Origin of the sequence: Rathayibacter sp. VKM Ac-2926 (genome assembly GCF_022815565.1) — a bacterium.
GTDB lineage: Bacteria > Actinomycetota > Actinomycetes > Actinomycetales > Microbacteriaceae > Rathayibacter > Rathayibacter festucae.
The window spans coordinates 56,113-77,507 of sequence record NZ_JALGRS010000004.1; the positions used below are offsets into that span (position 1 = coordinate 56,113).

The window sequence follows — 21,395 nt, forward strand, 5'->3', positions numbered from 1 at the left end:
AGATCGAACTCTCACCGAGATCGACAGTTGTTGCGTATGGGACCAGGCGCGGGATAGCGTCGAGCTAGAGATCGTTCTCCCGCCCGCGCGCGGGCATCACCGCGACTCCCCGATGAAGAGGACTCCCCCGTGAGAAGAAGAATCCTGACCGCGGCCGCCGCGGTCGCCACCGTCGCCCTCGCCCTGACCGGCTGCTCCTCGGGCGGTGGCGGCGGCGCGTCCGACGACCCGAACGCCGAGGTCCAGTTCTGGTCCTTCACCGGCATCCAGGCGAAGGACAACGTCAGCGAGTACCTGGCCAAGAAGCCCGACGCGAAGGTCAAGCTGACCGAGGTCGGCTCCTCGCAGGAGACCGCCACCGCCCTGACCGCCGCGCTCGCCGGCGGCAAGGTGCCGGACCTGGTCATGATCCAGGGCGACGACCTGCCCCGCTTCGTCGAGAACAGCGCCAACTTCCTCGACCTGCGCACCCTCGGCGGCGACGACCTCGACGCCTCCTCTCTGAAGTGGGCCGCCGACGCCGGCACCGCGCAGGACGGCTCGGTCGTCGGCATCCCGACCGACGTCGGCGGACTGAGCTTCGCCTACCGCGCCGACCTCTTCGAGCAGGCCGGCCTCCCGACCGACCCCGCCGAGGTCGCCGCGCTCTGGAGCGACTGGGACGGCTTCCTCGCGACCGGCGAGAAGTACACCGCCGCGACCGGCAAGCCGTTCGTCGACAACGTGGAGACCAGCGTCTTCTACTCGACCATCAACCAGGTGACCGAGAAGTACTACTCCCCCGACGGCGAGCTGGTCTACGACACCAACCCGCAGGTCGAGGACGCCTTCGACACCGCCGTGCAGGCGCACGACGCGGGCATCAGCGCCGGCATCGCCGCGTTCTCCTCGGGCTGGGGCCCCGGGCGCGCGAACGGCGCCTTCGCCGTGACCGTCGCTCCCTCGTGGATCCTGCAGGGCATCAAGACCGACGCCCCCGACACCGCCGGGAACTGGCGGGTCACCACGGTCCCCGGCGTCGGCGGCAACTGGGGCGGCAGCGTCATCGCCATCCCGGCCCGCGCCGAGCACCCCGAGGCCGCCTGGCAGTACATCGAGACGATGATGTCGGCCGAGGGCCAGGAGGACCACTTCGCCACCTCGGGCACCTTCCCGGCGGCGACCGACGCCCTCGAGAGCGAGAGCGTCCGCGCCTACACGGACCCGTTCTTCGGCGACTCGAAGATCGGCGACGTGATCGCCACCTCCGTCGAGCAGTTCCCGTCCTTCGTCAACGGGCCCGACACCGGCGTGATCGGCGCGGCGCTCTCCGGCGCCCTGGTCGAGCTGGAGTCCGGCAACGTCTCGTCGGCGGACGCCTTCTCCTCCGGACTCGACAGCGCACGCCAGGCCGTCGGCGGCTGACGCTCCCCCGATAGACGACGACGCCCCCGAGCCCTGCGGCCCGGGGGCGTCGTCGTTGAGCGGTGCGGATCGGCGACCTCCGGTCAGGCCTCGTCCCCGCGCGCCACCGCGGTGCGCCAGGTGTCGATGAGCACGACCGACCCGAGCATCACCAGCGCGAGCGCCACCGAGGCGAGCGTGTCGGTGAGCCAGTGGTAGCCGAGGTACAGGCGGGCGACGACCTGGCCGGCGATCATCCCGAGCGAGAGCGCGAAGCCGCCGATCGCCCAGACGGGCGAGGAGCGGCGCGACGCGAGCAGGAAGGTCGTGATCAGGAAGAAGTCGCAGACGCCGGTCACGTGGCCGGACGGGAAGGAGAACGTCCCGTCGGCCCCGAGCAGCATGTACTCCACGGGCGGCCGCATCCGCTGCACCAGGTACGCGGCGAGCTGGACGCTGAGCATCCCCGTGATCATCCCGCCCGCGAGCAGGAGCGGCCGCCAGAGGTGCCGGGCGAGCGCGATCCACAGCACGAGCACGCCGAGGATGATGATCGGCAGGAAGACCGGGCCGAACACCGTGGCCAGCGTGTCCATCACCACCGTCCCCTCCGCGAAGCGCTTCGCGCGGAACCACTCCGAGACCGCGGGATCGAGCGCCGCGAGGCCGGTGCCCGTCGCGACCTGCACGATCAGCGCGGCGAAGAGCACGAGCCCGACCGCCACCGAACCGCCTCCCGCGCGCATCAGGCGGCGGCGGGCGGGCTCCGTCATCTCCCGCTGCTCGACGAGGAATCGCTGGTGGAATCGGGCGCTCGGGGACAGGGCGGCGGTGCTCATCCGCTCACCCTAGGGTGCGGTGGCGAGCGCCCCGACCTCACTCCGCGGTCGGTGCTCAGCCGCCGATCCCCTGCCCGTGCGTCGCCCAGCTGGACGCGCGCATTGTCAAGAGCGGATAACCGCCCCCCGGATCGGGGACCATCGAGGGATGGCCACCAGCGGAGCACCCCTCGAGGGCCGGCACGTCCGATTCATCCGCTACACCCGCACCCGCGACGGCTGGACCAGCGAGACCGTGCACGGGCGCCTCGAGGGGCACACGCCGGCGATCTGGCAGCTGCGGGTCGTCGACGAGCTGCGCGAGCTGCCCCGGGACGAGTGGGCGCTCTACCGTCCCTGATTTGGCGCCCGCATCAGCGGCCGAGCGTGCGGCTCGGGTACTCGCCGAAGCGCGAGGCGTAGGCGGCGGAGAACCGGCCGAGGTGCCCGAAGCCCCAGCTGCGCGCCGTGCCGGCGACACTCGAGCGTGCCGGGTCGCCCAGGCGCAGGTCCGCGTGCACCCGGTCGAGGCGCACGTCCCGGACGTACTGCAGCGGCGTGGTGCCGAGCAGGCGCTGGAACGCGACCTGCAGCCCGCGCACGCTGAGGTGCGCGGCCGCGGCGATCTCGATCGGTCCGATCGGCAGATGCGCGTTCTCGTGCACGAACTCGACGGCGGAGCGCATCCCGGCGTTGCTCGGGGCGAGCAGGACCTCCGGGAGCGCCGCACCCTCGGGCGGGTACAGCTCCAGGAATGCGGCCGCCGCCCGGCGGGTCAGCCGGTCCCAGAGCAGCGACGTCACCCGGCCGGTGCGGATCGCCGTCGAGATCTCGCCGATCACCGCGTGCCACTGCGCCACGGGCTCCACGCCGTGGCGGTGCAGGTGGTCGAAGCGGAGCACGCCCGTGCGGCGGTAGCCGTGCTCGCGGGCGCTGCGGTCGACGTGCTCACGGCTCAGATGCACGAGCTTCTGGTCGTAGTCGGCGTAGGAGAAGACGAACGGTCGATGGGCCGGATTCAGGAGCGGCACACCACGCGTCACCGGCATCGCGTCCCGGTGGACGTCGACGATCCCCCTGCCCTCGACCAGCCACTGCACGACGTAGTCGCCGCCGGCCGGGTCCTCCCCGGTGGTCGCGCCGCGCATCTGCGAGGTGCGCAGCGTCATCACCGGGTCGCCGAGCGCCGCGTAGCGGAACGAGAACGGCTGCTCGGTGGCCGCCACCGACCACCCCGTCCCCGAGTAGAAGCCGCCGAGGACCTCTGAGGCGCGCTCGAGGTCGGTGCCGACCGCCTCGATGCGGATGCTCCCCCGATCCTCCCGTGCGGAGTCCGGAGCCCGATCAGTCGCCATGCGGCGCTCTCGTCCGCTCCGGCCCACCGGGCGGGTCGAGCACGGTCGCGAGCTGCTGCAGGGTCGAGAGCACGGACTCGACCACGGTGTCGTCGAGCTGCGCGACGAGCGCCGACGCCTCCCGGTCGGCAGCGCCGAACGCCTCGTCGATCGCCTCGCGACCGCGTGGAGTGAGGGCGAGCCACCGCCGTCGGCCGTCGGACTCGTCGTCGACGCGGTGCAGGTAGCCGGCCGCGACCAGCCGCTTGGCGGCCATCGACGCCGCAGCGCGAGTGACGTCGAGCCAGTCGGCGAGCTGGCCGAGGGTCACCGGGGAGCGGCCGGCCCGCGCCACGTACTGCAGGGCCGCGATGTCGGTCGCGCCGAGGCCGAGCTGCACTCGCCCTCGGGCGGTCAGCCGGCGCTGGGCGTCCTGCGCGTGCACGACCGCTTCCACGAGGCGCGCGGCCCGGTCGCCGCTCGGCTCGAACTGCAGGTGCTCCGCCACTGCTCCCCCTTCCGCCCGGGCCGATGCGCGGTAGCCGCCGCCGTGAGCGACCTCGCGGTGCGAGGAGTGCGCTGAGCGGACAACCGCGCAGGAAGGCGATACCGGCAAAAAAGTTACCTTGTCTGCGTCGATCCGACAATCCGATCCACCCGAGACCCCGGCAGACAGGACGACCATCATGGGACTTCTCCGCGGTCGATCCGCGCCGACGCGAAGCGATCCGCCGGATCGGCTGCCCGCGGGACCTCGCGTCGACTCCGAGCGCCGGGTGTCCACTCCTCACCCGGCACGCACCGCCACTGAGGCGCCCGACACGAGGCGGGACCGGTCGTCCTCGTCCGTGTTCCTCCCGCAGCGGCGAGCCCCCCGCGCTCATGTCACCGTTTCGGTGACACTGGTGGGAATGCTGTCACCGTCCCGCACTTCCCTGAGCCGTCGTCGTGCCGGTGGTGGCCCCCGTGCCTGAGGACTCGGTCGACGGCGTGTTCGTCTCCTGGGTGGAGTCCCTGCCCGACGTCACGGACGAGGAGGCGGCGGTCCTCCAGGCCGTCGGCTTCCTGAGCGCGAGCCTGCGGATCTCCGCCGACGTCGCCTTCCTCACGCTGCGCGCCGAGGCGGCGGCGAGCGGCCTCGACCTGTCGATCGTGGCCCGCGAGGTGCTCGTCCACCAGCGCAGCATCACCGCCCCCCGCTCCGAGAACTGCTCCTGCGGCTGAGCGCGACGCCCCGTCCGACCGCGGCCGACGCCGCCCAGAGCGCGGCCCCCCGCATGCTGATCGAGTAGCCCGCGAAGCGGGCGTATCGAGATCCACCACCGTCAGCAGGACGAGTCTGCAGACCCGCCCTGCTGGTGACGGCGGGTCTCGATACGCCCCTGCGGGGCTACTCGACCACCATGTGGCGCGAGTACTGAGGACGAGGTGCGGAGCACGAGCGCCGAAGACAGCGACTACTGAGCCGCTCGTCCCCGGAACCAGCCGAGTCCCTCAAGGCGATGGGCGAGAAACGCGTGCCAGCGTTTCTCGCGAGCCGTCGGCGACACGCTCTGCGAATCGCAACCACAGACCCAGCCGACCGCGGCGGGAGGAGCGCTCGCGCTCCTCCCGCAATTCAATACAGCAACCCCGTGAGCCGCGCTCGCGCCTTGTTCACGCGCGGGTCGGTCGTGCCGACGATCTCGAACAGCTCGAGCAGGCGGGCGCGGACGCTCGCCTTGCCGTCGACGTCGAGGCGCGGGTACATCGAGAGGAGGCGGTCGAAGGCGTCCTCCACGTGGCCGCCGGAGACGTCGAGGTCGGCGACGGCGAGCTGCGCATCGAGGTTCGCGGGCTCGGCGGCCGCGGTCGAGCGGATGTCGTCGAGGGTGCGGCCCTGGAGCCGCTGCAGCAGCTTCACCTGCGCGAGTCCGGCGACGGCGAGGTCGTCGCGGGGGTTCTGCGCGATGGCGGTCTCGTACTCGGTGATCGCGGCGGAGTAGTCGCCGCGGTCGATCGCGTCGTACGCCTCCTGGTGGTGCGGGGGCAGCGGCGCGGCCTCGGGCTCGGCGCCCGGCTCGGCACCGGCGGCGGCCGGGTCGACGGGAACGGTGCCCGTGACGCCCTGCTGCGCAGCGAGCTGGAGGACCTGCTCGAGCAGGTCGCGGAGCTGCTCCTCGGTGATGAGGCCGTTGAACATCGGCACCGGCCGGCCGGCGATCACGGCGGCGATCGTCGGGACCGACTGCACCTGGAACGCCTGCGCGAGCTGGGGGCTCGACTCGACGTCGACGCCGACCAGCACGAGGGCACCGGCGTAGGAGATCACGACCTTCTCGAGCAGCGCGGTCATGCTCAGGCTCTGGTCGGACCACGAGCCGCGCAGGTCGATGATCACGGGGACCCGCGAGGAAAGCTGGACGACCTGGTCGAACTCGGCGTCACCGGCCGAGAGCAGCAGCGGATTGGCGACGGGGGCACCCTGGGGGGCCTCACCGCCGCCCGCGGGTGCGGAGGGCGCGGCCGGCGGGGTGCGCCGGTTCACGAGGGTGGACAGGTCGACGGCACCGCGCAGGTTGCCGGGCAGCGGGGGCAGGGGGGTGCTCACGGCAGCTGCACCACCGAGACGAGTCCTTGGCTCCATCCGAGCATGACGATCTTCTCCTCCGATCCGACGGGCGGGACGTAGAACAGCAACTGATAACCGTAGGTGGTCGCGATGCCCGTGGTCGACTTGTCGATCCCGAGCAGGGTCTGCGAGGCGCCGGACGTCGACACGGTCGAGCCCTCGGCGGTCGGGCGGACCGTCGCGGTCTCGGCGATGCTCGCGGCGACGAGCGCGCCGGAGTCGTTGGTGGCGAGGGCGATGGTGTCCGAGGTCCCCGCCGCGTTGGTGAACTCGATCGAGGCGGTGTCCGGCAGCGCCTCGCGATCGGCGTTCTTCTTGTCGACGCCGACCTGGCCGCGGAGGGTGTCGCCGTCGCCCGAGAAGGTCCCGGCGTACTGGCTGGAGTCGCCGTTGGCGAGGATGTCCGCGTAGGCCGCGCCGACGTTCTCCGGAGCGAGCTTCATCAGCTTCGAGTCGGGGGCGACGATCGAGGTGCCGACCGTGACCGGCGCGACGTCGGGGATCCGCGCGTTGGCCTCGAGCGAGATCGCGTAGTCGACCTTGTAGTCGACGCGGGGGCTCGCCTGGCTCATCATCAGGGCGATCGGCGCCTGCGTGGCGTCGGCGGTGTTCTGCACGACCGCCGTGACCAGCCGCGGCCAGCTGTCGGTGTCCTGCGGGAGGACGAGGCTCACCGGCGACGCCGGGATCGCCTGCGGCGCGTCGATCGTGCCGCCCTTCGTCAGGACCTCGTAGTTCGTGGTGCGCTCGGTCAGTGCCTCGCCCTGGAAGCGCTCCGCGAGGATGTTCGCGTCGCGAGCGGCGTCGGCGGCGGCCGCGACCTCGGAGACCGAGGCCACGATCGCCTCCGCCTGCTGGGTGGTGACGACCGGGGTCGGCTCCTCGGCGACGGGCTCGGCGCCCGGGGTCGCGGTGGCGGACGCGGTCGGCGTCCCGGAGGCGCTCGCGGCGAGGTCGGGCCAGTAGTCGGAGCTGCAGCCGGCGAGCAGCACGGTCGCACCGAGCGCGATCGGGAGCACCAGCAGCCGGCGGCGCCGCGAGGGCTGAGCCGCCGCGAGGGAGGACTGGATGCCGGCGCGGGCGCGAGGCAGCCGGACGCCGCGCGGCACCTTGCCCTGCGGGCCCTTGCGGCGCGGTCCGTGCTGGCGGCGCAGGTGCAGGAACGCCCAGATGTAGAGGATCAGCCCGATCAGCAGGAACACGGCGCCTCCCAGCAGCAGCGGACCGGCCAGCGGCGTCGCGGTGTCGACCGGCCAGCTCACCCGGATGTCGCTCGCGGCCGGGGCGGTGCCGTCGGTGGCGACGATCAGCGAGACGTCCTCCGGCAGGTCGAGCGCGACGGTGATGCTGCCGGTGCCCTCGAACTGCTCGAGCCAGAGGTCGGAGTCACGGGGATCGACGACGGCGGCGTTCGCGTCCGACACGTCGGAGGCCAGCGTCAGCGCCGTCCCGGTCTCCTGCTCGGCGGACAGGCTGTCCGCGCCGTCCTCGCTGCTCGCGTAGTCGATGCGGTCGTAGTCGGAGCCGCCGACCCACCCCAGCACGTCGGTCGTCGGCGCGTACGCCATCACGAGGTCGCCCTCGCCCTCGACCGTGATCGTCTGCCGGCCGGGATTGGCGCCGAGCGTGCTGCCGTCGATGACGGCGTAGGGGGCGCCGGACTCGAGCGCGGTCTGCGCGGTGAGCGACTCCGGTGGAGCCCACACCGTCCGCTGGCCGATGCCGAGCGCGATGAGCGCCGCGGCGATGACGGTGGCGATGATGGCGAAGACGAACCGCACGAAAGAACTCCTCCTGCGTTGCCGGATCGGGGGGTGGCGGCCCGGGACGGCTCCGGTGACGGCCGGACCGGGGCGCGACGGCAACAGACAAAGACAGTCCAGGTTAGCGGATGGGCCGAGCCGAACCCAGGGATCGGCCGAGAGCCCCGATCCAGGGGCGCGCGGTGCGGGTGTCGGCCCGGGCCGCGAGGCACCCGCTGACTAAACTCCCTGGAGTGCCGCGACCCCACCGCGGCCGTGTTCCGGAGGAGACGACGTGGCAAGCGACGAGGCCGAATTCACCCAGGTGTTCCGGGGCTACGACCGGGACGAGGTCGACAAGGCCATCCAGGGTCTGCGCCGCGAGCTCATCCACGCCAACACCCAGGCCGCCGAGAGCGGTCGCGAGGCCAAGCGCCTCTCCTCCCGGATCGACGGGCTCGAGAAGGAGCTGCAGCAGGTCGGTGCGCCCACCTACGCGGGACTCGGCGCGAAGCTCGAGCACACCCTCCGGGTGGCCGAGGAGCAGTCGGAGCGCATCATCGCGCAGGCGGAGAACGACGCGTCCGCGCTGCGCCGCTCGACCCGCGACGACCGCGACGGCCTGCTGAAGGACGCGCGCGACGAGGCCGAGCGCCTCGTGACGGAGGCGCGCCGCCGCGCCGACCGCACCCGCGAGGAGTCCGAGGCGCAGGCCGCCGCGACGCTCGGCAAGGCCGCGGACGACCGCGACGTGATGACCCAGGACGCCGTCCGCGAGGCCGCCGCCATCCGCGGCACCGTCGCCACCGAGGCCGCCGAGACCCGCGCGACCGCGAAGCGCGAGGCCGCAGCGATCCGCTCCGAGGCCGGCCGCGAGGCCGCCGAGATGCGCGCCGTCGCCGCCCGCGAGGTCGAGGTGGCCCGCGCCGAGGCCGCCCGCCTGGCGCAGAGCAACGAGCTGCTGCGCGCGGAGGTCGCCTCCGAGGTCGACCGCCTGCGCGCCGCCGTCACCGCCGAGGTCGCCGAGGCCCGCGCCGCGATCGAGGCCGAGGTCCTGTCCGGCCGCGCCGACCTCGCCGCGGAGCTGGCCACCGGTCGCGCCGAGGGCGCCCGCGAGCTCGCCGATCTGCGCACCGCGCTCGCCCGCGACCGAGCCGACGCCGTCGCACTCCTGGACGCCGAGCTCGCCGCGCTGCGCTCCGCCGCCTCCGACGAGGCCGCCGCACTCTCGCGCGAGGTCGAGCAGGCCCGGATCGATCTCGTCGTGGAGCTCGCCGCCCGCCGCGAGGAGGCGGACCGCGACTACCTGCTCCGCCACCAGGAGGCGGTCGCCCAGACGCAGCGCTACCTCGACGAGTCCAACCTGCAGCTCGCCGACGCCATCCGCCGCGCGAACGACAAGCGCCTCGAGGCCGACGCGCTCCGCAGCGACGCCCTCGACGACGTCACGCGCCTGCGCCGCGAGGCGCAGGACGAGTCGGACGCGCTGCTCGACTCCGCGCGCGACCGCGCCCGCGAGATGATCGCCGACGCCGAGCGCCGCACCAGAGAGCTGCAGAACACGGCCGAGTCCCGTCTCGACGAGATCCGCACCGAGCGCGACGCGATCGCCGGCTACGTCACGGGCCTCCGCGGCTTGATCGGGCACATCGACGGCCTGTCGGACGACGACGACGACTCGAAGGACGACGACGGCGACTCGAAGGACAGCTCGAAGAGCCGCTGACCGGCGTGGGCGGGCTCAGCCGAGCTCGCCCGCCCACTCCGTCGGCAGCGGTGACGACTCCGGCGCCACCACCCGCACGATCTCGTCGAGCACGCGGCGCGTCTGCGCCTCGCCGACCCAGAGGTGCTTGCCGCCCTCGACGGCGACCAGCTCGAGCTGCGGGACCGAGGCGAACCGCTCGGCGGCCGCCTCCGGCCGCAGGTAGTCGTCGAACTCCGGGATGAGCGCGACCAGGGGCCGTCCGTCCTCGCCCCAGGCCGCGACCTCCTCGGCCGTCGCCCGGTGCAACGGCGGCGAGAGCAGGATCGCACCCTCGACCGGGTGCTCCCTCCCCCACTTCAGCGCCAGCTCGGTGCCGAAGGACCAGCCGACCAGCCAGGGGTGCGGCAGCCCGCGCTCGGCGACCAGCGCCATCGCCGCGGCGACGTCGGCCCGCTCGGCGGTGCCGCCGTCGAAGGCGCCCTCGCTCGTCCCGCGCGGCGAGCTCGTGCCACGGGTGTTGAAGCGGAGCACCGCCACCCCGGCCAGGGCGGGCAGCCGTGCGGCGGCCTTCCGCAGGATGTGCGAGTCCATGAAGCCGCCGTGCGTCGGCAGCGGGTGCAGGGTGACCAGCGTGGCGACCGGCTCGCCCTCGAGCGGCAGCGCCAGCTCGCCGACCAGCGTCAGCCCGTCGGCGGTGTGCAGCTCCACGTCCTCGCGGCGGGCGGGGAGGACGACGCCTCCGCGGATCTCGTGCGTCATCGTGCTCCTTCGATCCGCCAGCAGTGGGTGTGCCAGTGGCGACGACCGGCGAGGTCCGCGGCGTCGCCCAGTGCTCCGTCGCCGCGCCAGACGACGACGTGCGCGAGGCCGATGTCGATGGTCTGGCCGCAACCCGGGCAGAGGTAGTTCTTGACCGCGCGCGACGACGAGACGGGCTGGACGTTCCACTCCCGGCCGCGGCGCGTCTCGGTGCGGCGCCAGCCGGCGAGCATCTGCGAGAGGTCGCGCTGCTCGTCGTCGTCCTCGCGCCCGCGTCCGCGGGGTCGATTGCTGCGCGGCATTGCTCCAGTCTAGGAGCCGCCGCGCGAGCACTCGCTCGCAGCCGTCCCGCCCGGGCGGGTCAGTGCGAGGAGTCGTCCATCTCGAGCCGCGTCTCCTCGGCGTCGAGCATCAGCTGCGCCCGCCGCAGGATCCGCGAGGAGTAGACCCCTCGACCGCGCGCCTCCAGCAGTGCCTCGCGCTCGGCGCTGAGCACCGCCCGCCGCAGGTGCAGGTACTGCCCCTGCGGGCCCAGCGGGCCGTCGGCCTCGCGCTCCACCTGCTCCCACGCGACCTGCGAGCGGGTCAGCGTGTCCCGGCGGACCCGCTCCAGCACCCGCTCGCCGACGCTGCCGGCCGGCAGGTCCTCGACCGCCTCCGGCAGCGCCTGGATGCCGGTCGAGGCGACCTCGTCGAGCAGCGTGGCCAGCTCGCGGCGGTCGGCGTCGCCGTCGCTCCCCTGGATGCCCGTGACCCGGATGAGCGCCGGCAGCGTCGCCCCCTGCAGCAGGAGGGTGACCACCGCGACCGTGAAGGCGATCAGGATCAGCTGCGAGCGGTACGGCGTCTCCTCCGGCAGCGACTGCGCCGCCGCGAGCGTGACCACGCCGCGCATCCCGGACCAGGAGAGGATGACGCCGCCGCGCCAGCCGAACGCCTCGCTGGTCGTCGCCGCGAGGTCCGTCTCCCGCCGCTGGTACAGCCGCTCCGCCCGCTGCCGGCGGCGGACGAAACGCTCGTCGCTGCTGGCGCTGTTGCGCAGGCGCATCACCCCGACCGCGAGCCGGCGGTTGATCCGCTCCGCCCGCCGGCCCGAGCCGCGCAGCCAGAGCAGCAGCGGCCAGACGAAGAGGGTGCGCAGCACGATCAGGATCACGACCGTCGCGAGCCCGAGGAGGACCGCGGTGTCGACGCCGACGCCGCCCGGCTCGATGTCGCCGACGATCGCCTTGATCTCGGCGCCCATCAGGAGGAACACGCCGTTCTCCAGCAGGAACTGCGCCGTCCGCCAGTTGACGCGCTCGCTGATCCGCGACTGCGGGCTGAGGAACCGCGCGCTGTTGTGCCCGGTGTAGATGCCGGTGACGACCACCGCGAGGACACCCGAGGCGCCGAGCTCCTCCGCCGGGATGTAGGCGAGGAAGGGCACCGCGAACGAGACCGCGGTGTCCAGCACCGGGTCGCGCAGCTTCGAGCGCACGAAGACGGTCAGCACGCCCATCACCAGCCCGAGGACGACGGCCATCACGACCGAGTACACGAAGAGCACGCCGACCTCGCCGATGTCGATGGCGTCGCTCGAGACGGAGGCGCCCACCACCGCGGTCGCGGCCGTGGCGGCGCGCAGCAGCACGAGCGCCGACGCGTCGTTGACGAGGCTCTCGCCCTCGAGCACGGTCACGAGCCGGGGTGGCAGGCCGAGCTTCTTGCCGATCGAGGTGGCCGCGACCGCATCGGTCGGGCTGACCACGGCGCCGAGCGCGATGGCGGCCGGGAGGCTGAGGTCCGGCAGCAGCATGTAGAGGAAGAAGCCGACGACGAGCGCCGTGACGACGACGAGCAGCACCGACAGCCCGAAGATCGAGCGCAGATTCCGCCGGAAGTCGGCGAGCGGCACCTGGATCGCCGCGGAGTACAGCAGCGGAGGCAGGACCCCGGCGAGGATCAGCTCCGGCTCGACCTCGATCTCGGGGACGCCGGGGAGGTAGGACGCGCCGATGCCGATGACGACGAGCAGCAGCGGCGCCGCGACTCCGAGCCGGCTCGAGAAGCGCGCGACGGTGACGACGGTGATGATCCCGACGACTCCGAGCAGCGCGTAATCCACGCTCTCAGGCTATCGGGCGGACCGACCGCCCCGGGGACGGACGGCGGCGGCGATCAGTACCAGCCGACGCTCTCCGAGTGCGCCCAGGCGCCGCACGGCGAGCCGTAGCGACCGGAGATGTAGCCGAGACCCCAGGTGATCTGGGTGTTGGCGTTGGTCTGCCAGTCGCCGCCGACGGTCGCCATCTTGCTCCCGGGGAGCGCCTGCGGGATGCCGTAGGCACCGCTGGACTTGTTCTCGGCGTAGACGTTCCAGCCGGACTCGCGGTTCCACAGCAGCACGAGGCAGTCGTACTCGCTGTCGGCCCAGCCGCGCTGCACGATCTGGTCGTAGGCGAGGGCCTTTGCCGAGCCGGGGTCCGGGGCGGCCGAGCGGGCGACGGGCGCCGCGGCGGCCGACTCCTCCTCGTCGTCCTCGACGACGGCCTGCTTCGACTTCGTCGGAGTGGGGGTCGGCGTCGGAGTCGGCGTGGGGGTCGGCTTGGCCTGCGCGTCGAAGGTGTCGCGCTGGACGGTGCGCTCGACCGCCGCCTCGGCGACAACGAGGCGCTGGGCCGGGTCGCCGTTGAAGCGCTCCGGGGCCTGGTAGAAGGGCGACGCGACGGCGCCGCTGGACGGGTCGACCGCGCTGACGGCGACGAAGCCGATGGAGGCGGCGAAGGCGAGGAACGCCAGCGGGACACGGGTCCGGGACCGACGGGCCGCCGGGCGCTTCGAGGTCTCGACCGAGGATCGGGAGACGGGTGGCTGCGCGACGGACGTTCTCTGATGCATACCCACGATCACGAAAGCATAACGGAGGACCTCTCGATCCGCCAGTGCGGGGCCGACCGCTCAGCGCACCGCCAGCATCACGTCGACCACGGCGTCGAGCACGAGGTCCACCTGCGGCTCGGAGTAGCCGCCGCGCTGCGGGGCGAACGACACCGTCCGCACGTCGTCCACGGTCAGCACGGAGCCGTCCCGGAAGTAGCCGGAGACGCGGTCCGAGAAGGCGTCCACCTGGCGGATGTTGTAGCCGGTGGTCAGCACGCCGGCGCGGGTGAAGCGCTCACGCGCGGGCCGCGCCAGGCGGTTCACGATCTCCTGCGCCGTCTCGCGGGCATTCCGGAGCCAGGCCTCCTCGCCCTGCGCCGCGATCGCGTACTGGCGCTCGCGCACCGCGAAGGCGTCCTCGAGGCGCTCCAGCGCGGCGTCGACGTGCGGCGCCGAGTAGCCGCCCTTCTTCAGCGAGAAGGCGGTGTGCCGCAGATCCACCGCGCGCAGGTCGGCCGGACCGCCCGAGAGCTGGGCGTAGGCGTCCCTGGCCGAGGCGAGGAAGGAGTCGACCTCGTCCGTGTCGTAGCCGGGCCGGGACTCGCGCGCGCGGGGGAAGGGAGCGTTCATCCCGTCATTCTGCCAAGACGGCGGCCCGGTCCGGGAATCGGCGCGTCGACCGCGCCGCGAGGGGCCGGAGCCCGTGCGCTCGGCCACGGCCCGATCACCGCGCGCACGGTCAGTGCGCGAAGACGAAGTAGAGCACGTAGGCCGCGGCGGCCGACGGGAGGATCGAATCGAGCCGGTCGAGGAAGCCGCCGTGCCCAGGCAGCCACGAGCTCATGTCCTTGATGCCGATGTCGCGCTTGATCAGCGACTCGGCGAGATCGCCCAGCGTCGCCGTCAGGAGGACGACCGCGCCGAACACGGCGCCGACCCACCAGGGCTGGCCGAGCAGCAGGAGGGCGAGGAGAACGCCGACGACGACGCCCGCGACCGCCGCTCCCGCGAACCCCTCCCAGGTCTTCTTCGGGCTGATCCGCGGCGCCATCGGGTGCTTGCCCCAGGTGAGACCGCTGACGTAGGCGCCGGTGTCGACGACGATCACGAGGATCAGGAAGGACAGCGCCCAGAGCTGGCCGCCCTCCTCCGCGACGAGGCGGATCGCGAAGGCGCCGAGGAACGTGACGTAGATCTGCACGAACGCGCCGAGCCCGACGTCGAGCAGGAGCTCGCGACCGGTCGACCTTGTCCGGCGGAGGAGCTGCTCCCCCAGCCGCCAGAGGGCGACCAGCGCCGAGCCGCCCAGCACGGCGAACCAGGCGGCCTGCATCCCGCCGTAGTAGGCCGCCGGCACGGCGACCACGGCGACGACCCCGGTGGGGATGCGCGGGATGTCGCGGCCGGCGTGGCGCAGCGCGTTCGACAGCTCGAGCGCCGCCAGCAGCACCAACGCGCCGGCCAGCACCATGAAGAGCTCTTTGACGACCAGCAGGCTGACGACCATCGCGCCGCCGCCGATGAGGCCGATGACGGTCGCGGAGACGAGGTTCCGGCCCGAGCGCGCGGTGAGGCGCTCGTTGGTCGCCTCGAGCTGGGCACGGGTCGCCTCGAGCTGTCGCTCGACGTCGGCCCGGCCCTGCTGGGCCCGCGCGCGCAGGGCGTCGCGCGTGACCATGCGCGAACCCCGGGCGCCCGGAACGTGCGGCGCCGGAGCGTCGTCGCTGCTCTCGGGATCCTCGGGGTTCACGGGCACGGCACTACACCTCGAGCAGTTCGGATTCCTTGCGCTTGAGCGCCTCGTCGATGGCGTCCACGTGCTGCTTGGTCAGGGCCTCGAGCTCCTTCTCGCCGCGCGAGAGCTCGTCGTCGCCGATGTCGCCCTTGAGCGCGTCGAGGTCGCTCTTCGCGCTGCGGCGGATGTTGCGGACGGCGATCTTCGCGTCCTCCGCCTTGGTGCGCACGATCTTCACGAACTCCTTGCGGCGCTCGGCGGTGAGCTCGGGGAGGTTGATCCGGATGACTGAGCCGTCGTTCGTCGGGTTCGCGCCGAGGTTCGGCATGTCCCGGATGGCCTGCTCGATGTCGCGCAGGGCGCCCTTGTCGTACGGGGTGACCAGCAGCGTGCGCGCCTCGATGTTCTGCAGCGATGCGAGCTGCGAGAGCGGGGTGGGCGTGCCGTAGTAGCTCACCAGCACCTTCTGGAACAGGCCGGGGTTGGCCCGACCGGTGCGCACCGTGGAGAAGTCCTCCTTGGCGACTCCGACGGCCTTGTCCATCTTGACGGTCGCGTCGGCGAGTACATCCGAGATCACAGGGGGCTCCTTAAGAGAGGGAAGTGGTCAGTCTAGTTCGGGGCGGGGGCGCCTTAGTTGGAGACGAGGGTGCCGAGCCGGGTGCCCCGGATGGCGCGCGCGACGTTGCCGGCCGGCTCCATCCCGAAGACCTGCATCGGCATGCCGTTGTCCATGCAGAGGCTGAAGGCGGTCGAGTCGACGACCTTGAGACCGCGCTGCAGCGCCTCCTGGTAGGTGAGGGTGTCGAGCTTCTTCGCGTCCGGGTTGGTCCGCGGGTCGGCGTCGTAGACCCCGTCGACGCCGTTCTTCGCGACGAGCACGACGTCGGCGTGCGTCTCGAGCGCGCGCTGCGCGGCGACGGTGTCCGTGGAGAAGTAGGGCAGGCCCGCGCCCGCGCCGAAGATCACGACGCGGCCCTTCTCCATGTGCCGGATCGCCCGGCGGGGGATGTAGGGCTCGGCGACCTGCGTCATCGCGATCGCGGACTGCACGCGCGTCTCCGCGCCGGCCTGCTCGAGGAAGTCCTGCAGGGCGAGGGCGTTCATCACCGTGCCGAGCATGCCCATGTAGTCCGCGCGGCCGCGGTCCATGCCGCGCTGCGAGAGCTCGGCCCCGCGGAAGAAGTTGCCGCCGCCGACGACCACCGAGATCTCGACCTCGGTCGCGGCGTCGGCGATCTCGCGCGCCAGGGCGCTGATCACGTCCGGGTTCACCCCGAGAGTGCCGGCTCCGAACGCCTCCCCCGACAGCTTCAGCAGCACCCTGCGGCGCTTGCCCGTCGTCTTCGCATCCGTCTCCGTCATGGACGTTTCCTCCCGTAGACCCGTACAAACCTATCCCGCGCGGGGGACGCCCCGCGACCACGCCCGGGCGCCTCCCCCGGGCAGAGCGAAGGGAGTCCGGGTCGACTGAACGACCCGGACTCCCCTCGCTGTGCGTGCTACGCGCCGACCTTGAAGCGGGCGAAGCCCGACACGGTCAGACCGGCGTCCGCCACGACCTTGCTGATGGACAGCTTGTTGTCCTTGGCGTAGTCCTGGTCGAGCAGCGCGACCTGCTTGAAGTACGCGTTGACGCGACCCTCGATGATCTTCGGCAGGGCGGCCTCGGGCTTGCCCTCGCCGCGCGAGATCTCCTCGACGATGCGGCGCTCGTTGTCGACCTCCGACTGCGGCACGTCCTCGCGCGACAGGTAGGAGGGGTTGGCGAACGAGATGTGCTGCGCGATCGAACGCGCGGTGTCCGCGTCGTCTCCCGAGTAGCCCAGGACCACGCCGACCTGCGGGGGCAGGTCCTTGTTGGTCTTGTGCAGGTAGACGGCGAAGTGCTCGCCGGAGACGGTGGCGACGCGGCGGAGCTCGACCTTCTCGCCGAGGATCGCGGCCTCGTCGTTGATGAGGTCGGCGACGGTCTTGTCGCCGGCGGGGGCCGCGAGGGCCTCCTCGACGGTGGTGGCGCCGGCGGCGACGACCGCGTCCAGCACGCCCTCGGACAGGGCGATGAACTTGGTGCCCTTGGCGACGAAGTCGGTCTCGCAGGCGAGCTCGATCAGGGTGGCGACGCCGTCCTTCTCGGCGGCGGCGACGAGGCCCTCGCTCGTGGAGCGGTCGGCGCGCTTCGCGTTGCCCTTGGCGCCCTTGAGGCGGAGGATCTCGACCGCCTTGTCCAGGTCGCCGTCGGCCTCGACGAGCGCGTTCTTGGTGTCGACCATGCCGGTTCCGAGCTGCTCGCGCAGCGTCTTGACGTCAGCGAGGCTGAAATTAGCCATAGTTCTGCGAACTCCTCTGTTGTGTCCGGTCGGCGCGGTGCTTCGCGCACCCGCGCCCGCCAGGACGTCGTGGTCTGCCGGTCCCGCGGCGACGGGCCTCGGTGTCGAGGACTCCATCACGCCGGGGTGTCGGCGGTTCTGCTTCGTGGTGAACGTGCACCGAATGAGCGGGGGTCGGCCGGGCGCTCTCGCGACCCGTCCGACCCCCGGCTCAGTGCGGGTGTCAGACGGACGCGGGGGTCTCGTCGGTCGCGGACTCGGTGGTCGAGTCGGCCTCGGCGGGCGCCTCGGCCTCGGCGACGGCCTCGTCGGCGGTCGCGAGCTCGGCGTCGGCGACCTTCTCGGTCTCGGCGCCGGCCTGCTCGGCGGGCTCCTGGACGTCGGACGCCGGGGCGTCGGTCGCGGCGGCGTCGGTCGAGGCGGCGGAGTCGTCGCTCGTGGTGAGCAGCTCCTTCTCCCACTCGGCCAGCGGCTCGACGGCGGAGACGTTGCCCTCGGCCTCGGGCTTCTGGTGACGCTGGATGAGGCCCTCGGCGGCGGCGTCGGCGACGATGCGGGTGAGCAGGCTCACCGAGCGGATCGCGTCGTCGTTGCCCGGGATCGGGTACTGGACCTCGTCCGGGTCGCAGTTCGTGTCGAGGATGCCGATGACCGGGATGCCCAGCTTCTTGGCCTCGTCGATCGCGAGGTGCTCCTTCTTGGTGTCGACGACCCACAGGGCCGACGGCGTCTTCGAGAGGTTGCGGATGCCGCCGAGCGACTTGTGCAGCTTGTCGAGCTCCCGCTTCTTGATGAGGAGCTCCTTCTTCGTGAAGCCGCTCTTCGACGTGTCGTCGAAGTCGAGCTCCTCGAGCTCCTTCATGCGCGCGAGGCGCTTGGAGACCGTCTGGAAGTTGGTGAGGAGGCCACCGAGCCAGCGCTGGTTGACGTAGGGCTGGCCGACGCGGGTCGCCTGCTCGGAGATCGCGTTCTGCGCCTGCTTCTTCGTGCCGACGAAGAGGATGGTGCCGCCGTGGGCGACCGTCTCCTTGACGAAGTCGTAGGTCTTGTCGATGTAGGCCAGCGACTGCTGGAGGTCGATGATGTAGCTGCCCGAGCGCTCGGTCAGGATGAAGCGCTTCATCTTCGGGTTCCAGCGACGGGTCTGGTGCCCGAAGTGGACGCCGCTGTCGAGCAGCTGGCGCATGGTGACGACTGCCATGAGTCGTTCTCCTTCTCTGGGGCTCGGGCGCACGACGGCGCCGAACTCCCGTTCGGTTGTCCGCGACGGCCGGTCGGCACGTCGCCCTGGCGCCCGGCGCGCTCCCGCCCTCCTCGCACTGGGCGAAGGGGACCGTGGGGAGCGTTGGCCGAATGGGCGCGCGTAGTCACCCCGACGAGCGAGGTGCTCCGAGAAGACTAGCACCAGGACGGCCGCCTCCCCCGCGGGTGACTGCCCGCGCGTCCGCCGCCCGGCTGCCGACCACCTCCGGCACGCGGAGACGCCTCCGGCACGCGGAAACCGCCCGATTCGACGAGCCAGAGCCGAGATCACGAGCCCGGGGTCCCGCTGCTCACCTCCGGCACGCAGAAACACCTCCGGCACGCGGAGAATCTCCGATCCGACGAGCCCGAGCCGAAATCGCGAGCCCGGGGCTCCACCACCCACGTTCGGCAGGTGAGTACACCTCCGGCACTCGGAAGCCGCCCGATCCCACGAGCCCGGACCGAAACCTCGGGCCCGACGTCCCGCCGCGCGGCTCCGGCACGCAGAAACACCTCCGGCACGCAGGAACCACTCGATCTGACGAGCCCGACCCGCAATCACGTGCCCGAAGTCCGCCGCGCAGCTCAGCCACGCGGCTCCGGCACGCGGAAACGCCTCCGGCACGCAGAACCGCTGGGATTCCACGAGCCGGAGGCGTTCTCGCGAGCCGGAGCTCGGAGCAAGGCGAGGCCGTGCGCTACTTGCGCGCCGACTTCATCACGGTGCGGATGTGCAGGGTGTCCATCTCCTCCAGCGAGCGGCCCTTGGTCTCGGGCACGAACAGGAAGACGAAGAAGAACGAGATGAGGGCGAACGCCGCGTACAGGCCGTAGGCGAGGGTCAGCGAGACGTCCTGCGACAGGATCGGGAACGTCACCGTGATCGCGAAGTTGGCGATCCACTGCGCCGAGGCGGCGAGGCCCAGGGCGGCGGCGCGGATCCGGTTCGGGAAGATCTCGCCGAGCAGCACCCAGACCAGCGGGCCCCAGGTCGCGCCGAAGAAGACCACGAAGGCGTTGGCCGAGACGAGGGCGATCGGGCCCCAGGCACCGGGCAGCGAGACGTCCTCGCCGCTGATCGTCGACTGACTGAACGCGAGCGCCATCAGTCCGAGCGAGATCGCCATGCCGGCGGAGCCGACGAGCAGCAGCGGCTTCCGGCCGACCTTATCGACCAGGAAGATCGCGACGAAGGTGACCACGACGTTCACGACCGAGGTGAAGACCGAGATGGCGAACGAGTTCGACTCGTCGAAGCCGACCGCGCTCCAGAGCGAGGTCGAGTAGTAGAAGATCACGTTGATGCCGACGAACTGCTGGAACACCGAGAGCAGGATGCCGACCCAGACCACCGGCAGCAGGCCGAGCGCCGGACCGCGCAGGCTCGAGCGCTGGGCGTTCTCGGCGTCCTCGTCGATCTTCTTCTGGATGTCGGCCAGTGCCTCGTCCACCTCGTCGCGCGGGGTGACCGTCGCGAGGACCTTGCGCGCGTCCTGCGAGCGACCCCGCGTGGCGAGGTAGCGCGGCGACTCCGGCAGCGTCAGGGCGAGGAGGCCGTAGATCACGGCGGGGACGGCGCAGGCGATGAACATCCAGCGCCAGGCCGCGACGCCGAACCAGTACGGCTCGGACGCGCCGCCCGCGCCCTCGGCGATGACGGTGTCCGAGAGCAGCGCGGCGAAGATGCCGAGCGTGATCGCGAGCTGCTGCAGCGACGCGAGCGCACCGCGGATCGCCTTGGGCGCGATCTCGGAGATGTAGGTGGGGGCGATCACCGAGGCGATGCCGATGCCCAGGCCGCCGACGACGCGCCAGAGGACGAGGTCCCACACGGCGAAGGCCGCGCCTGCGCCGATCGAGGAGATGAAGAAGAGGCCTGCGCCGAGCAGCATGACCTTGATGCGGCCCCAGCGGTCCGCGAGGCGACCGGCCAGATAGGCGCCGACCGCGCAGCCGAGGAGGGCCGACGCGACGGCGAAGCCGATCAGCGCGGCCGACAGCTCGAACTCGCCCTGCACCGCCTCGACGGCTCCGTTGACCACGGACGAGTCGAAGCCGAAGAGGAAGCCGCCGACCGCCGCCGCGATGGCGAGACCGATCACCTTCCTCTTCAGTTTCGCCGCCGAGGGGTTCGGGATGGTGTCAGATCGTCCGCTGGTCATGGTCGTCTCCGATTCTCGCCGCCGGTGGGTGCGGTGTCTCCGCGCCCGCTCCGGATCACAGGCACGTTACTCCCGCCTGCCAATCCGCCGGGACGGGTTGCGGAGCGCTGCTTTCGCAGTCGCTCCTCCACAGGCGGCGTCCTCCGGTGCTTCTCCCCCGGTCGGGCCGCGAGTCGCCCGCGCCTCTGCGCTGTCGGCGAGGGTGTCCGCATGGTTGCTCCTCTCCTCCTCCGCCCGGGCGTGTTCCTGGTGCTCGCCCTGCTCGGTCCGATGCTCTGGACCCCGCCGGTGGACGGCTTCCCCGTCGTCGAGCCGTGGCGGGCGCCCGCGCATCGCTACGCCGCGGGGCATCGCGGGATCGACCTCGCTGCCACGGCGGGTTCTCCGGTGCGGGCCGTCGCGGACGGGCGGGTGTCCTTCGCGGGGCGGGTGGTCGACAGGAGCGTGGTCAGCATCGCGCACGCCGACGGGCTGGTGTCGAGCGTGGAGCCGGTGGAGCCGTCCGTCGCGGAGGGTCAGGAGGTCCGCGCCGGGGACGTCATCGGCTCGGTGGGCTCGGGCGGGCACTGCGACGGCTCGTGCATGCACCTCGGGGTGCGCGAGGACGGGGAGTACGTGAACCCGATGCGGTTCTTCGGCGGGATCCCGCGGGCGGTGCTGCTGCCGATGGACGGAGTGGCCGCAGGAGCGGTCGCCGATCCGGAGC

The 21,395-nt window shown here is 72.1% G+C and carries 20 protein-coding genes and 1 pseudogene; 5 read left to right on the top strand and 16 right to left on the bottom strand.

Features of this window, described 5'->3' with window-relative positions:
• Nucleotides 1-129: 129 nt before the first annotated feature.
• Nucleotides 130-1,404, top strand: coding sequence for an ABC transporter substrate-binding protein (locus MT351_RS06465; protein WP_132437842.1), 1,275 nt, complete (start codon nt 130-132; stop codon nt 1,402-1,404).
• An 83-nt stretch (nt 1,405-1,487) separates the two neighbouring features.
• Here MT351_RS06465 and MT351_RS06470 read toward each other — a convergent pair whose 3' ends face one another.
• Complete coding sequence (locus MT351_RS06470; RefSeq protein WP_243581619.1) at nt 1,488-2,222, bottom strand: phosphatase PAP2 family protein; 735 nt, start codon at nt 2,220-2,222, stop codon at nt 1,488-1,490.
• Between the two features lie 148 nt (nt 2,223-2,370).
• On the opposite strand from MT351_RS06470, the gene MT351_RS06475 reads away from it, so the two are divergent.
• Entirely contained in the window at nt 2,371-2,562 is a 192-nt protein-coding gene (locus tag MT351_RS06475; RefSeq protein WP_123445744.1) for a hypothetical protein, read from the top strand.
• A gap of 13 nt (nt 2,563-2,575) precedes the next feature.
• Here MT351_RS06475 and MT351_RS06480 read toward each other — a convergent pair whose 3' ends face one another.
• Together MT351_RS06480 and MT351_RS06485 are read right to left on the bottom strand one after the other, a co-directional pair.
• Complete coding sequence (locus MT351_RS06480; RefSeq protein ID WP_207901824.1) at nt 2,576-3,556, bottom strand: AraC family transcriptional regulator; 981 nt, start codon at nt 3,554-3,556, stop codon at nt 2,576-2,578.
• On the bottom strand, nt 3,546-4,043 hold the full coding sequence (locus MT351_RS06485; protein WP_132437840.1) for a MarR family winged helix-turn-helix transcriptional regulator: 498 nt from the start codon (nt 4,041-4,043) through the stop codon (nt 3,546-3,548). Before MT351_RS06485 ends, MT351_RS06480 begins: the two co-directional genes overlap by 11 nt.
• 458 nt (nt 4,044-4,501) lie before the next feature.
• Between MT351_RS06485 and MT351_RS06490 the strand changes: the two genes are divergently transcribed.
• Nucleotides 4,502-4,759, top strand: coding sequence for an ANTAR domain-containing protein (locus MT351_RS06490; RefSeq protein ID WP_132437839.1), 258 nt, complete (start codon nt 4,502-4,504; stop codon nt 4,757-4,759).
• Between the two features lie 394 nt (nt 4,760-5,153).
• Here the strand turns inward: MT351_RS06490 and MT351_RS06495 are convergent, their stop codons facing one another.
• Both MT351_RS06495 and MT351_RS06500 read right to left on the bottom strand, forming a co-directional pair.
• Complete coding sequence (locus MT351_RS06495; protein ID WP_243581620.1) at nt 5,154-6,125, bottom strand: tetratricopeptide repeat protein; 972 nt, start codon at nt 6,123-6,125, stop codon at nt 5,154-5,156.
• The gene (locus MT351_RS06500) at nt 6,122-7,927 is read right to left on the bottom strand and encodes a hypothetical protein (protein ID WP_165909162.1); all 1,806 of its coding nucleotides are present in this window, start codon (nt 7,925-7,927) and stop codon (nt 6,122-6,124) included. Before MT351_RS06500 ends, MT351_RS06495 begins: the two co-directional genes overlap by 4 nt.
• 256 nt (nt 7,928-8,183) lie before the next feature.
• Between MT351_RS06500 and MT351_RS06505 the strand changes: the two genes are divergently transcribed.
• Nucleotides 8,184-9,614: a DivIVA domain-containing protein gene (locus MT351_RS06505; RefSeq protein WP_132437838.1), complete on the top strand. Its 1,431-nt coding sequence runs from the start codon at nt 8,184-8,186 to the stop codon at nt 9,612-9,614.
• Nucleotides 9,615-9,629: 15 nt separating this feature from the next.
• On the opposite strand, the gene MT351_RS06510 is transcribed toward MT351_RS06505, so the two are convergent.
• From MT351_RS06510 to MT351_RS06560, 11 genes are all read right to left on the bottom strand, one after another.
• Nucleotides 9,630-10,355 (bottom strand): alpha/beta hydrolase, encoded by a 726-nt coding sequence (locus tag MT351_RS06510; RefSeq protein WP_132437837.1) that lies wholly within the window; start codon nt 10,353-10,355, stop codon nt 9,630-9,632.
• A complete protein-coding gene (locus MT351_RS06515) occupies nt 10,352-10,657 on the bottom strand; it encodes a hypothetical protein (RefSeq protein ID WP_123445737.1) in 306 nt (101 codons plus the stop codon). The genes MT351_RS06510 and MT351_RS06515 overlap by 4 nt, the downstream gene beginning before the upstream one ends.
• A gap of 59 nt (nt 10,658-10,716) precedes the next feature.
• Nucleotides 10,717-12,462 (bottom strand): sodium:proton antiporter, encoded by a 1,746-nt coding sequence (locus tag MT351_RS06520; RefSeq protein WP_123736860.1) that lies wholly within the window; start codon nt 12,460-12,462, stop codon nt 10,717-10,719.
• Between the two features lie 53 nt (nt 12,463-12,515).
• The gene (locus MT351_RS06525; RefSeq protein ID WP_243581621.1) at nt 12,516-13,235 is read right to left on the bottom strand and encodes a lytic transglycosylase domain-containing protein; all 720 of its coding nucleotides are present in this window, start codon (nt 13,233-13,235) and stop codon (nt 12,516-12,518) included.
• A gap of 60 nt (nt 13,236-13,295) precedes the next feature.
• Nucleotides 13,296-13,847 carry a DivIVA domain-containing protein gene (locus MT351_RS06530; RefSeq protein WP_123703370.1) on the bottom strand — a complete coding sequence of 184 codons (552 nt, stop codon included), beginning with the start codon at nt 13,845-13,847 and terminating at the stop codon, nt 13,296-13,298.
• A 109-nt stretch (nt 13,848-13,956) separates the two neighbouring features.
• Nucleotides 13,957-14,895, bottom strand: a complete 939-nt coding sequence (locus MT351_RS06535) for a phosphatidate cytidylyltransferase (protein ID WP_123704777.1) — start codon at nt 14,893-14,895, stop codon at nt 13,957-13,959.
• A gap of 82 nt (nt 14,896-14,977) precedes the next feature.
• On the bottom strand, nt 14,978-15,532 hold the full coding sequence (gene frr, locus MT351_RS06540; RefSeq protein WP_123445733.1) for a ribosome recycling factor: 555 nt from the start codon (nt 15,530-15,532) through the stop codon (nt 14,978-14,980).
• Between the two features lie 53 nt (nt 15,533-15,585).
• A complete protein-coding gene (gene pyrH / locus MT351_RS06545; RefSeq protein WP_123445732.1) occupies nt 15,586-16,317 on the bottom strand; it encodes a UMP kinase in 732 nt (243 codons plus the stop codon).
• A gap of 137 nt (nt 16,318-16,454) precedes the next feature.
• Nucleotides 16,455-17,282, bottom strand: coding sequence for a translation elongation factor Ts (tsf, locus tag MT351_RS06550; protein WP_132437835.1), 828 nt, complete (start codon nt 17,280-17,282; stop codon nt 16,455-16,457).
• Between the two features lie 223 nt (nt 17,283-17,505).
• Complete coding sequence (rpsB, locus tag MT351_RS06555) at nt 17,506-18,483, bottom strand: 30S ribosomal protein S2 (protein WP_127886405.1); 978 nt, start codon at nt 18,481-18,483, stop codon at nt 17,506-17,508.
• A 742-nt stretch (nt 18,484-19,225) separates the two neighbouring features.
• Nucleotides 19,226-20,689 carry a sugar porter family MFS transporter gene (locus MT351_RS06560; protein WP_123445729.1) on the bottom strand — a complete coding sequence of 488 codons (1,464 nt, stop codon included), beginning with the start codon at nt 20,687-20,689 and terminating at the stop codon, nt 19,226-19,228.
• 270 nt (nt 20,690-20,959) lie between these two features.
• Here MT351_RS06560 and MT351_RS06565 point away from each other — a divergent pair.
• A pseudogene (locus tag MT351_RS06565) lies at nt 20,960-21,301 on the top strand (M23 family metallopeptidase); the annotation flags it as partial.
• Nucleotides 21,302-21,395: the final 94 nt, after the last annotated feature.